General features: G+C 40.0%; 10 protein-coding genes and 1 pseudogene. All 11 read right to left on the bottom strand.

The window, feature by feature from the left end; all coding sequences use genetic code 11:
- Window positions 1-89 precede the first annotated feature (89 nt).
- Window positions 90-1,250 carry a polysaccharide biosynthesis/export family protein gene (locus ACZ2XM_RS05935; RefSeq protein ID WP_490587482.1) on the bottom strand — a complete coding sequence of 387 codons (1,161 nt, stop codon included), beginning with the start codon at window positions 1,248-1,250 and terminating at the stop codon, window positions 90-92.
- Between the two features lie 376 nt (window positions 1,251-1,626).
- Window positions 1,627-1,905, bottom strand: a complete 279-nt coding sequence (locus ACZ2XM_RS05930) for a hypothetical protein (protein ID WP_490587481.1) — start codon at window positions 1,903-1,905, stop codon at window positions 1,627-1,629.
- A gap of 84 nt (window positions 1,906-1,989) precedes the next feature.
- Window positions 1,990-2,955 carry a DUF4184 family protein gene (locus tag ACZ2XM_RS05925; protein ID WP_490587480.1) on the bottom strand — a complete coding sequence of 322 codons (966 nt, stop codon included), beginning with the start codon at window positions 2,953-2,955 and terminating at the stop codon, window positions 1,990-1,992.
- Window positions 2,956-3,074: 119 nt separating this feature from the next.
- Window positions 3,075-4,085, bottom strand: coding sequence for an ATP-grasp domain-containing protein (locus tag ACZ2XM_RS05920; protein ID WP_490587479.1), 1,011 nt, complete (start codon window positions 4,083-4,085; stop codon window positions 3,075-3,077).
- On the bottom strand, window positions 4,082-4,870 hold the full coding sequence (locus tag ACZ2XM_RS05915; protein ID WP_490587478.1) for a metallophosphoesterase family protein: 789 nt from the start codon (window positions 4,868-4,870) through the stop codon (window positions 4,082-4,084). The genes ACZ2XM_RS05920 and ACZ2XM_RS05915 overlap by 4 nt, the downstream gene beginning before the upstream one ends.
- A 384-nt stretch (window positions 4,871-5,254) precedes the next feature.
- A complete protein-coding gene (gene asnB / locus ACZ2XM_RS05910) occupies window positions 5,255-7,210 on the bottom strand; it encodes an asparagine synthase (glutamine-hydrolyzing) (RefSeq protein ID WP_490587477.1) in 1,956 nt (651 codons plus the stop codon).
- Window positions 7,211-7,378: 168 nt separating this feature from the next.
- On the bottom strand, window positions 7,379-8,785 hold the full coding sequence (locus ACZ2XM_RS05905; RefSeq protein WP_490587476.1) for a capsule assembly Wzi family protein: 1,407 nt from the start codon (window positions 8,783-8,785) through the stop codon (window positions 7,379-7,381).
- Between the two features lie 241 nt (window positions 8,786-9,026).
- Window positions 9,027-9,908, bottom strand: a pseudogene (locus ACZ2XM_RS05900) (DUF4184 family protein).
- Between the two features lie 140 nt (window positions 9,909-10,048).
- Window positions 10,049-11,593 carry a hybrid nucleoside-diphosphate sugar epimerase/sugar transferase gene (locus tag ACZ2XM_RS05895; protein ID WP_490587475.1) on the bottom strand — a complete coding sequence of 515 codons (1,545 nt, stop codon included), beginning with the start codon at window positions 11,591-11,593 and terminating at the stop codon, window positions 10,049-10,051.
- Between the two features lie 26 nt (window positions 11,594-11,619).
- A complete protein-coding gene (locus ACZ2XM_RS05890) occupies window positions 11,620-12,738 on the bottom strand; it encodes a glycosyltransferase family 4 protein (RefSeq protein ID WP_490587474.1) in 1,119 nt (372 codons plus the stop codon).
- Window positions 12,739-13,254: 516 nt separating this feature from the next.
- On the bottom strand, window positions 13,255-13,716 hold the full coding sequence (locus tag ACZ2XM_RS05885; RefSeq protein WP_490587473.1) for a hypothetical protein: 462 nt from the start codon (window positions 13,714-13,716) through the stop codon (window positions 13,255-13,257).
- Window positions 13,717-13,857 lie beyond the last annotated feature (141 nt).

Genomic DNA, 13,857 nt, shown 5'->3' with positions numbered 1-13,857 from the left:
AATCGAATCTCTGCTTTTTGCTATTTATAGCAGCGCTCTTTATTTAAACCTTTCAATTGCCTCAATTATGATGGCCGCCTCTATTAGAGTTACAGCCCCGTGATTAAAGAAATTGCTGATGCAGAAGGCAGGATAGACTCTATAAATCTTGACCAGCGAGTGATACCGGTAGGATCAACATAGATAATGTCATCAGTCTGCATCTTGAAGCGATTGGCCAAAGCAAGATTGGTTACTGAGCGCATATCCACATAATAGATATCGGCATACCGGTATCCTGGACGATCACGAATCACATAAACCTTAGCCGCATCAGCGGTCTCGGCATCTAAGCCTTTGGATTCTCCCAAAACATGCGCCAAACTCAGCCCCTGTTCAGGGATCTCCAGCGGCTCTATCTCACCAAACTCCCCCAACACGTAAACTTTGTTGCGATCGCGATTATTGATATGCAGTGCATCGCCATCCTGCAGATAAATCTGATTGGGAGAGACACCTTGATTTTGTAAATTGCGTAATCCAAGCTGATAGCGGGTCCCTTGGCGAGTCAGCTCGATACTGTTAGAGTCGCCGCTCGCCAGTGCCCCGCCCGCCATAGAAATTGCTTCTACTAAGGAAACCGGTGCATCGGCCATGTTGAATTCACCCGATTGCTTTACCGCGCCATCTACAAAGTACTTTTTGCCACGATAATTGATGACCTTAACTTGCGGGTCTGGATATTTGAGATAAGTTTTTAATTGCGCGCGTAACTTAGCCGTAAACTGCGAGACACTAAGTCCGCCGGCTTTGACTCGACCAATCAAAGGAAACTGAATGTAGCCTTGCTGATCCACTGCAAAGCCCGAAGCATAAGGATTGCTAGAGCTAGTATTGGCCGCTGGAATAATCTCGGGATAGTCTATTAGCGCAATACTCAGAATATCTCCTGCGGTAATGCGGTAATCAGCTTGGTTGGAGGGCTTTAATAACGAAGATAGGGAGTGGTTGGTATAGGCTTCATGGTTAGTCAGAGGAGAGTTATTATGGTCAGTAGTCGGTAACGAAGCAGACGGTAAACTCGCTAAGCTCAATGATTGGATATGGAACTGCATGCCGTTTGACGCTAAAAAGCGTCCTGACTGAGGCAAATCACCCGCATGAAATCCAGAAGTAACCGCACAACTTGCGAGTAATCCAAATAGCCCAAAAAACAATACTTTGCTAAGCACTGCAGCAGACTTCTCCAAGATTATTGCTGTAAATTCCATAAGTTACGCTCAAATAAACTGATTTATTGAAACTACTTGAAATCTAACAATAATAACTCTATCTAATGTTATTATTAAATAATACTACAATAACAATTTAAAGTAGTAAACAAATATATAGTTATAAATACCACATTTATTATTTAAATTTAATTAACAATATGAAGTTGCAGATAAATTATTTATCTCTGATAAACGAAATAAATGTAACTGAGCTAAGCGAGGATTGATAAGCTGGGATTGGAGCGTATTGCGAAGGGTGTTTGCGAAGAACGGTTAAAATCAGTTAAAAAGTGCAGTCAATAAAAAACCACACTTCACAGTGTGGTTGCTAAAAATCATTGGGTTCAGCAGTAGTAACAGACCATGCTACTCGTCAATACAATTGCCACTCTAAACCGACACCTGCTCCTATATCACTAGAGTCGACCTCTGAATCTACCGCCCAAACTCTGGTTGAGATAAGGGTTTGCGGTTTAAGCTGATGATCCCAAGCAATATCAATCGCTTTGAGTTTATCCGTGGTCGGAAAAGCTTGGTTGGTCACTCTATCGGATTGGTTCACTTTGGCGTATTGGAATTTATTACGTACGAAGTTATCTGCATCTAATTGCTGCTTACTGCCTGTTAAGGTAATTTCGGTGTCACCACTCAAGCTCTATACTTAGTCACACGCTCAGTCCTTTATATTTTAGTTGGGAGATCATAGTTGTTTGCTTTAAATATTGCGGTGTCGTGACTACTGTCGGTAAATATTCGGTAATAGTAAGGCTTTTCGAACTTGTAAATACAGATGGTAAAGCAGCGCGTAGACGACTAATAACAACCCGCCTCCTTGCATAAAACCCACAGTAATCTTCGCTAGAAAAAAATAACTATCAGACACTAGTAGGGTATGCCATTTAGCAGCAGCCTTTAAACTGAAAATTAAGGTACTAGCCAAAATAAGACTAATGATAACAAGACTATGAGAGTTTTGTAGAGTTAACGGTTGGAGCACAGTATAGCTAGAGGAATACTTTTGCGATGTTGTACTGGGATAAGCGCTATCTTGAGGCTGATAGCTCGAGCTAGGCAACCAATAGGTCAAATAAGCGAATCTGCCTAACATTAGCAATCCTAGCAGGGAGCTTAGGTATTGCAGTAAACGGGCGACCGGTATCTGCCCTAACCCATATATAATGACGGTCTGCTGCAGCATACTCACTTGCTCAGCGATAAAGCCATTCGGATGTGTCGTGCCATCCCAAAGCAAATGGGTCACTGAGCCTAAGAATAGGCCTACCCCGACCTTAGACCAAAAGGTGCCACCACGCTTTAAGGCAAATCGCAAGCGATTCTTTAAAAGGTAAGGTGTATGGGATGTAGAAGAATTTGGCACATTTGCAGGTGGTAGGCGCTCTCCTGCTGATCTCTCCAGCCAAGGCTGCGCTAAGGCTATTGCCGCAGGTTTCAACCCCCAAAACCACACTCCAAATACCAAGAGCCCCCAGGGCAGACAATAACTAAATAGACCCGACCACTCATGAGAATGACGAACTACCGTACTGGCAGACCCTATGAACAGCCGCTGCAAAAAGGCTAAATCCAAAAAATAAGGCAAGTCGGGCAACATAGTACCGATCAATAGCGCGTCAAAATTCAACCAACGACGGCTACGATAAAAAGGTAAAGCGGCTGCCATGTGGGCGACGGTAAAGGCCATCTAGGGTTTATTCGACTCCGTGCTTTTAAGGTTTGAATGGTAGGTTTTGCGGCTTTAGTTCGTGCTACATAGTTCCAGTTCTTACTACGCCGTTTAAATTTGTGCAATCTAAATTAATACTACATATTGGAGACTTTAAGGGCAGAAACCTTACCATGAAGATTTTGCTTAATATTATCTAAAGTTTGTTTTTTTAAGACTATCTCTGTCCAGTGACGCAAAATGACTTTGTCATAATCTATATGACTTTGATAAGGCAAGCCTAACTGAGCTTTAAGACAGAATTCCACAGGATTAAACCCCAAATGCGCACAAAAAGGTGTAGTACCCGAAAAGCGACTGTTAATCTCAAACAGTTTGGGTATGCCGGCCTCACTCACTCTCAGCTGAAAGTTACAAGACCCTGAAATCCCTAATTTTACTGCAATCTCTCTGACATAGTCCTCTATCACCAAAGAGTGTTCCGGAAAAGCTCTGAAAGTATCGCCCGACCTTAGCTCCCTACGCAAACATAAGACATCTGAGACCACCCCCTGACAGATAGCGATGGTGCACGTATATTCGTAGCCCTCGATATGCTCTTGCACAATAGGCGCCTGTAGCGAGTCTATGGCCATTTTAGCTTGATTTAGATTATGAACTAAATGCACTCCAATAGAGCGGCAGCCGACTCTAGGCTTGATAATTAATGGAAATTCAATCTGGCTCCACTCTACTTCATGCGGCAATAGCGTAATTGGGTAACCTAAATGATGCTCTTGCAAAAACTCGACGGTCTTTAGCTTATCGTTGGCTATTTCAATCACGCTAATGGGTGAAATTATAATATTTACACCAAGGTCGGTCTTAAATTCATCGGCATGGTTGGCACAATTAATCAGTTCAACATCAGTACCGGGAAAATAAAAATCGATAGCATGAACGACGCAAATCTGCTTAATCTTAGCAAAGTAAAGACTATGGCTGGCCGCGGGGACTAAGTAACTATAATCGCCCCCATACAGTCCGGAGGCCAGCTCGCTCATATCCGCCGTGACGATATAAATCTCTAAATCTTTGATTAGCTTTAAAGATTTAATAATCCCTTGGCCAACCCCTCCCCCCGCTCCTGTCACCAAAACTCTAATCATGACAAAACCTCGCTATAGTAGCTTAATAGTTTTTGTTGAGTCTTAGTCGTAAGGTTAGAGTCGATAATGGACTGACAATGCGCAGCAATATCATAATTCATAGGCACAGACCTCAAGGCAACCTTATTATCGTCAATCTCACAAACTAAGAAAGATGCAACAGAACCTCGTGGCTGACCTATACTGCCATTTGTCACTAAAAATCTATCAGCCTGATAGAAATCAATATTGGTATTGATGGGTAACTTTTTAATATCAGTACTTATACCATCGCATTGATATTTTTTATATTTAGCTCTATGGGTATGGCCAAATATAGCACCACGCCAATTATTTTTAATTAAAATATCATAATTTAAAGCAAAATCTTTTTCGCTATTTAAATAAGACCAATTCCCATATTCACATAGATTCGCATGCGAAAAAATAATATCTTTGTAACAAAAACTATTAACCCAAGCAAACTCATTGATTAAAAGACCATCTAATTTATTAACTGTGTCTAATACGCATTCTAAAATAAAATCTGGGAACTTTTTATATTGATAGTCTTGGCTATTTTGATAATCAAAATAAATCTGATCGTGATTGCCTTTAATAAAAATACAATCATATCTCTCTGCTAACCTATGCATTAAACCTATAGTTTCTTTGACATTGACCCCATAACTTAAAAGATCTCCTAAGAAGACCAATTTATCAATGCCTAGGGTTAATAATATCTTAGAGAATTCTTTTAAGGCAGCGCTATTTGCATGTATATCATTCACAACGATAAATTTCATTATTCATCCTATGCCATGCATTGGTTCAGAAACCATATGATAAACATTTTATTCTGTGCTAGCTATTCATTAGTTTAAAAAACCATTTCTTCAAAGCACCAAGTTACTATTTTTTACTTTGTTTAAAATCATAAGCAACTCTATTCATTAATATTTTTTCTATCCCTAGTATTAAAAAATCTGCCGAATATAAATAATTTTTCTTTAAATAAAAAATCTGGCTGAGCGATTGAAGTGATATAAGAGAAGTATGTTAGAGCACTACAAAAAGAAAAAACCACACTTATTAGTGTGGTTTTTAAATTAGATTATTGGCAGCGGTAAGAAGCTCATTAACTATATAAATCTTAATTAACTAAAGCCTAGTCTACATGTTAATGTTTTTTACTGAGTTTCTAGCCAAGCCTGGAACATAAGAATACTCCATAACTGATGCTGATGATTATAGGCTCCACTTAAATGCTCTTGCCACATTCTACGTATAGGTGCTGGGTGAAAGTAGCCTTGTTTCTGCAATAAACTTTCCTCTAATAATGCCTCAGCCCAATCCCGTAAAGCCCCTCTTAACCAGTTATGAATAGGTATAGCAAAACCCATCTTAGGTCGCTCAATAAAGTCACGAGGTACATGACGAAATAGCACTTGTTTTAATAGCCACTTACCTTCACCCTTATGTATTTTATACTCTAACGGCATACGCCATGCCAATTCAGCAATACGATGATCCAGCATAGGTACTCGTGTCTCTAAACTATTGGCCATAGCCGCTCGATCAACCTTGACTAATATGTCATCAGCCATATAGGTCTGCGCGTCCATAGCCATCATAGCGTGCTGAAAGTTATCTGTTTGAGGCCAGCAATTTAGGTCACTGATTAGCGTCTTTGGTTCTTGTGCACCAATCACTAATTGAGCTGGATAGTCCCAATGACTAGTGAGCTTCTGATAGAACGCCTCCCCACTATCTATATTAAGAACTCCCGCTAACTTATGTGCCTTATCACCCGGTGTACGTAAACGTAGTTTTTCAGGCAGAATAGGATCGAGTTTATCAAACAAGCTATCCCAAGTTTTTGGAGCTATCCCCGTAAGTCCCGCTGCTGTTAGTTGACGAATAGGTTTTGGCAATTTACGACATTTATTCCATACCTGTTGAGCCGTAAGGTAACGATTGTAGCCACCGAAAAATTCATCACCCCCATCACCGCTTAAGGCAACCGTTACATGTTGACGGGCTAACTGACTGACTAAAAAAGTGGGAATCTGTGAGCTGTCCGAAAAAGGTTCGCAATAAATAGAAGCTAGGTTAGGGATTACGGAAAGCGCATCTTCAGGACGTACATATAACTCAGTGTGCTCAGTCCCAATATGTTTTGCCACCGCTTTTGCATGAGTGGCTTCATTATAGCCTGCATCATCAAAACCTATGGTGAACGTCTTAACGGGCCGCTGACTTTGTGCTTGCATTAACGCCACGACAGTACTGCTATCAATACCACCACTCAAAAAAGCCCCAAGGGGTACATCAGATTGCATCTGACCACTAATACTTTCTGTCAATGCAGTCTCTAAAGTATCAACAGCTTGCGTTGGAGTGCCTGTAAATGGATTGGCCAAACCTGTTTCCACGATGTCATTAAAGCGCCAATAGGCTTGAGGGCGTGCACTTTTGGCCTTTTCTAAATTCGATAAAGGTAATTGCAACCAATGGCCGGGACGTAGCTTTTCGATATCCTGATAAATACTATAGGGTGCCGGAATGCAGTTATGCTTTAATAACAAAGTTATGGCATCACGATTAATCACCGGTTTGAAAGTAGGGTGTGCTTTAATCCCCTTCAATTCTGAGCTAAAGTATAGACTTGACCCTTGCCACCCCCAATATAGAGGTTTCTCACCCATACGGTCTTTTGCTAGGGTCAACACTTGATTCTCACGATCCCATAAGACCACTGCAAACATGCCCACCATGCTTTTCAGCGTTCTTTCTATACCCCAAGCTATAAAGCAAGCCAACAGCGTCTCTGTATCAGAATGGCCACGCCAAGCTAACGAGTAGCCTTCGGATAGTAAACGAGCACGCAAGTCTAAATGATTATATATTTCACCATTAAAGACCAAAACATAGCGACCGCATACAGAATGCATTGGTTGCGCGCCAGCTGGCGAAAGGTCTTGTACAGCCAAGCGCTGATGACCGAGAGCCAAGCCTACTGCTTCATCTAACCAAAAATCACCGGCATCTGGACCTCGGTGATGGATAGCCAAATTCATTTGAGCTATTACATTTTGCGCAGCTATATTTGCGTGCGTATTAAAAAAACCATTGACACCACACATGGTGGATTACCTCACTTACTATTATTTTTACTATTTAAAACTCATGAATTTACAGATTAATAAAGCAAGCGGCAGCTTACTATACCTATAATTGATGAAGGTATTTTTGAGTATAAAAGCATACTACAATCTTTATACTATATTTTCTATTATAGAAAATGAATTGACTTAATATATCTGCCACTCTAAACCTACGCCCGCGCCAATATCACTAGAGTGTATGTCAGAGTCTACAGCCCAAACTCTCGTTGAGACCAGTGCTTGTGGGTTAAGTTGATGGTCCCATGCAATGTCAATAACTTTTAATTTATCAGTCGTTGGAAAAGCTTGGTTGGTCACTCTATCCGATTGGTTCACTTCAGCATACTGTAATTTAGCACGGATGAAGTTATCTTCACTGAGCCATACCTTACTGCCTAAAGATATGCTTTCAGCATCGCCCCCTAAGCTATGACCTAATGGATAGCCCTGCTGATAGTAACCGTCGCGATAAACGTGATGATTATACGAAATACCACGCACTTCACTACCCGTTCGAGTATCCGCGTATTCAGTGTATAGCTGATAAGGCATTCCATTTATTGAAGATGCATAATCCGCCCCAAGTAAATACATATTTTTGGAAGGTAAGCCGCCTGCCTCATCCTCCCCTACCAACTGAGCATAGACGCTAGCTGGCACCTCTACTAAAGGCGCTAGATTCATACGCAAATCAAAACCTGCCAGCTGATTGGCAGGGTCACCCTCACTTGTATCATTATTATCTCTAATACCTGTTAAAGCATCGAAAAATGAACTGGCGCTTTCTGGCCTACCTTCACCACCCCACATAAAGGTACGAGAGGCTCCTAGCTCTAACCATCGAAAGGGAGTCGCCGATAAACGCATGCCGAACAGTTTAGCTTCTGGTACAGCTTCATAGTCATCCAACTGACCAGCAAACAGTTGGTACTGCCAAGGACCCGCCCAAGATAAATAGGGAGAAGTGGGAGCAGTCTGTTGGTCGCGCTGCATAGTCACCCCCACGACAGGACGACTAGCATCCCCTCGTATTAGGCTACCATCCACGCCAGGTCCCCACCAAGTCGGGACTTGCCCAGCAATCAACCACTGATTGATTGCTGTACCTGCGATATAACTCCCCTCAAAGCTAATATCTGATCCGTCATCATTATTAGAGGCAGTCTCTATCAAGTCGTCATTCTTGAGGTTAGCTTGTAGATTAGTTTCCCATTGTGGCTGGCTATATCCCAAAGATACTGTTGCTTGTTGGCGAGCTAATTGATTATCTGCAAAAGTTTGTGGCAGTTGCTCACGGTCAGATTGTAAATAGACATCTAATGATGCATTCACGCCTACTGCAGAGATCCTATCTAGCGACCGTTGTACTGATTGCAAGACCTGCTGCTGCGCTAGCGTAGTTGCTTTAGCTGATGCTAGTCCGCGACTAATCTCGTTAGTAGTTAGCGGCCAAGTACTGGTACTAATCTGCGTTACTCCCTGCGTATTTAGCCAATCTAAGTCAGACTTTAGGCGGATATCATTCATCTGCAAGCTTTGGGCGGTACTTAACATCGACATAAGTCCTAAACTTAGTAATAAACTCAGTCGCTGATAATTCACTCTTGCATACATAATATCTCACCTTTCTTTTGCTGCATGATAATGAGGCCAAAGATTTCAGTCTCATCTTTTAGCCCATTATATACTGCAAATACGATAGTAAATATATCGAAAATACTTATATTAACAGTTGCATAACCATAGCAGTGATATCTCTATGGCATAGGCATAATGATAAATAACGGCCGCAAAGCTAGCGCAGACGTACCTGCTTTATCAAATAGTGTACCACTGCATAAACTATGAATACCCCACTAGCACCCTGTAAGAAGCTGACTGAGACTTCGGCGAGAAAATAGTATTTATGCGTTGATAATACATGACGCCACTTTAGAGCAGCCAAGACACTACCTACTAGCGCACTGATTAACATCAAACCAAGAATAAGTAAACTATGATTTTTTTTAATAACGAAGGGCGAGAGATTTAAGCTCAGTGCCAATATGCATTGCTCATTGGAGGAGAGATTACTTGTACGAAGTGTGATGAGTCTAAAGTAGGCAAATCTAAACAATAATCCTAAGCCAAGTAACGAGCTTAGGTACTGTAACAACCGTGCGACTTTCATATCGCCTAATAAGGGCAGACTGACTGGATACTGTAGCCACCAAACTTGCTGAGCAATAAATCCATTGGGGTGAGTGATACCATCCCAAAGTAGATGGGTAGCAGCCCCTAAGACTATACCAGCTATTACTGTCAGCCAGAAAATCAGCAGTGGCTTGTATATAGCTAATGACAATGTCTTTTGAGTGTCACGCAAGGTGCGATAGCTAGCACTAGACGGTTGAAATAATGGTGTGCTAAGCCAAGGTTACCATAGCGACTTAGCCGCTGGCTTTAAGAGATAAAACCAGAGTAGAAATACGAGCAGTCCCCAAGGTAGGCAATAGCTAAATACTCCTAACCATTGGTGAGACTGCTGAGCAGCGGTACAAGTCGGATTAAAAAAACGAGGTAAGAAATATGGCAGATCTGTCAGCATAGTGCCAATGAGTAAGGCTCCAAAATTTAGCCAACGAGTGCTGCGTTTAAAAGGAAAGGCAGCAGCCATATGCGCAAATGTGAAGGCCATCTATAGCTTATTATATCTTGTGTTTTTCATTTCCATTATTAGCGCTATATATCTAACCTGCAATAGTCATTAACTCTATATCAGACAAAATAATACTTAACTGTTTATATATATTATTGACCTACAGACAGTACCCTCCCTCAAACCTCTCTCTTAACAGCATCGCCACTACCTTTACCTAAAGCTGTACGAACAATATAGCTAAAATATTTTTTCAGATTAAGGCTTTCAATCATCCGCTTATCTGTTTCAGCAAGCAGCTCAGGTGTGGACATATCAATGCCACTTAGTTGAGCCAATCCAGTCACGCCAGGTAGCACATCATACACACCTTGGCTATCCCGAGCCTCTATTAGATCCTCTTGGTTAAATAAATTAGGTCTTGGACCTACTAAGCTCATCTCACCTTTTAATACATTTACTAACTGAGGCAGCTCGTCTAGCTTAGTCTTGCGTAATATCTTACCCAGCTTAGTAATAGAGCTGTTATCTGCTAAGTGACTGGCTACAGAGGCAGTATCAACTTTCATAGTACGGAACTTAACCAGCTTAAATGGTTTTTTATCCTTACCTACACGCTCTTGAATAAACAAAGGTGAGCCAGTATCAAAATAGCCAATTATAGTCGTACCGATTAGTAATGGTGAAGCCATTACTAAGCCTGTCGCTGAAAAAACCACATCTAAAGGTCTCTGTAAGCTCATAGGGGTATGATCAGCTAAGTTTAACTTATAGAATTGGGCAGCTTTCTGAATTGACTCGCTGGTAGAGTATTTAGGCTGCCAATCTAATAAGCTTTTTGATTTACTAATATCTACTTGTAGTGAGCCCGATAACCTTTGAGCAATGCCGGGCTTACCTAAGATAGTTGCGGCTTTATCTATTACACTGGCCGGTATTGGTAATGCTTTATTTTTGACGCCTAATCCTTTTGATATCTCTTGCAACAAACCAGCTGTCGAAATATCATCATCATCAGATATCAAAAACACTTCATTTCTGGCATTTTTATGTTCAACACAGGTAATGATGAAATCAACTAAATTATCTACAGACACCAAACTCCGTAAGTTTTGTTTAATACCGCCTATTGGTAGAGGTAAGCCTTTATGAGTCCACTTGATTAGAGACTGGAAATTACCCTTGACGTTTTTACCATACACTAAGGTCGGACGAATAATCACTACTTCTAATGGCGTAGTCTCGGCTAGCTTAAGTAACCCTTGTTCCGCCTCATATTTAGAAATACCATAAGGGTCAACCGGATTCGATTGAGAGTCGGCCGTATAAGGATGACCTAACTCGGTACCCTCACCATTAACTTTGATAGAGCTAATAAAAATGAACCGTTTAACCCCGGCAGCAGCGGCTTGACGTGCTAAATTCAAAGTACCCTCTACATTTACTTTTCGAAACTCAGCCAGAGGGTCAATAGACTTATCATTCATCAAGTGTACACGAGCAGCCGAGTGGATGACAGTGTCTACACTTTGTAGAGCATCTGTCCAATCGGTCGTAGCAGTCAAGTCATCAACTTGTACGACCCTTACAGTGCTAGACGTATTGACAACACGTCGTACTGCGATAGTTAAATCATAATTGCCATCAGCAAGTATGCGTTGCTGCAAAGCACTACCGACAAAGCCAGTAGCACCAGTAATAAGTAATCTGTGAGCATTAGTCATCAAGTAAACATCCCAAAATAAAACTATTAGTCTATTTGTTTATATATAGACAAGTGTGTATCAACCACTTGCTCAATAGAAAAAACCTTTTCTGCAAGTTGACGTCCTGCAGTGCCCATTTTTACTCGAAGGTCAGCATCTATAATTAGTCTTTCAATAGCGCATGCCAGCTCTGTAGAATTTTTAGCTGCTACTAATAGACCGGTTTTATTTGCTTCTATAGCATCCCGGCAGCCTGGTACGTTAGTTGTGATAACTGCTCTTCCGCAAGCTGCAGCTTCAATCAGCACTTTAGGTAGTCCTTCACGGTAAGAAGGCAATACCACAAGGTTAGAGTGTTTGAAGACAGCAGCCATATCTTTTTGATAGCCCACCACAGTTAAATTAGGAATAGACTGCCATTGCTCAATATCTTTGTCTTTGGCACTAGTAGGATTACCTGAATCTATATCACCGACTATCTGATAGCTGGCTTCTAAGCCTTTTTTATTCAAAATTTTAATAGCTTCAATGTACTCAGCTAAGCCTTTATCAAATAATAACCGGGCAGCAAAAGTAACCACAGGTTTGTTGCTTAAATTTTCAGGAGTAAAATTAAAATCCAAGAGATCCACTCCCGAACCGCGAATTAACACTGTCTGCTCTGACTTTACTATTTTAAGATTTTCAAGCAGCTGTTTATCGTCAGGATTTTGAAGAATTACGGTAGTCTTTTTAGAACCCAATGCTAAGCGGTAGAGTGAAATACCCACTTTACGCTTAGACGCTGCTATAGCACCTTCAGATAAAAACAAAGTCCCTAAACCTGATACAGCCGCAACGACTTTTTTTATAGGTGTAAATCGAGCCGCAATTCCACCGTATATCACCGGCTTGATAGTCACTAAATGCACTACATCAGGTTTAACTTCCCTTAATAGCTTCCAGATAGTAAACAAGCTATTTAACTCACTAGGTATACTACTGCCACTACGTGTTAGTGGAATTTTATGATGAATAAAGCCCATATCACTGATTTCTTCTACTGCCATCCCAGCTCTAGTCGCTACATGTACAGTGTCACCTTGCTGCTTAGCCGCTAAAGCAATAGGTAAACGATGAGACAAAAAAAACCAAGGCTCATTGACTATGTATAAAATATTCAACCTATATCCTATTAAAATAATTTATATTAATATAGTAGCAACGAAAAAAACATCTGTACATTATGAAAACTGACTGCAACTTAATGACGTACTAGTAAGTCATTATTTATAATTAGTATTACAATTACTATAACGTCTATTAAATCATCAAATCCTCTCTATAAACAATAATTTATTGCGTGTATCAAGTAAGCTATAAAAAATAATTTGATATCGAATTCTTACTATAGTTGATATCAATTAGAATAGACACATCACTTTATGAAATGAGACTGTGATGATTTTTCTAGCTTGCTATGCCTATGTCGACAGAGACTGCAAAAAACTAATCTCAATCTCGCTATATCGTTTTCAGTTATAAAAAATATAAGCTAAAAACCTATAAACTGGCTACACAGAAGTACAAATTAGTTATAGATAAAATAAAATCTATTATTTTACTTTACAGACCAGTATAGTTAAACGCAATAAAATTTAAAAACCGTTATTCTAAATATAATAATATATAGATATTATCTATTTAAAATAAGTCTTCGCCAAACGCCTAGCAAATTTTAAATAAGAATACAAAAAAACACCTAAGAAGTATATTATATTTATATCCCTCCTCTTATATAAATTTTTAAAGTTTTTAATTTGCCCTTTTTGCATCTCAAATAAATGCGAACTTAAGCCTGAATGCCCATATGCAGCTTTGTATATATAAACTAATTCTTTATCTAAACGAGCACATTTTTCATCCGAAAAGCAAATGTCTAACCATAAACTATAGTCTTCTGAATATCTTCTACCACTAGGAAACCTTTGTTTTAAATTTCTTTTTAACATAACTGAAGGCGTCGGAAACCTATTACTAATAAGTAATTTATACTTTCCAATATTATAAAAATCCGAACTTTCAATTAAATCTTTTTTATCGTCAGTTGTTAACTCTTTAAAAGCATGACCGGTTAGTGCAATATCAGGATTTTTACTCATCCAAGAATATTGGATAGCTATCTTACTTGGATGCCAACTATCATCTGAGTCTAAGAAAGCTATATATAGTTAAGTCTTTATAAAATCGATACAGCCCATATCATGAAACAGTTTAGGTAGATTATTCTCCATCCATCCTTG

The organism is Psychrobacter sp. CoH-33_TS_01 (assembly GCF_058189395.1).
Note: the sequence above shows the minus strand (reverse complement) of the source record. Positions and strands in the feature narration are given on the sequence as shown.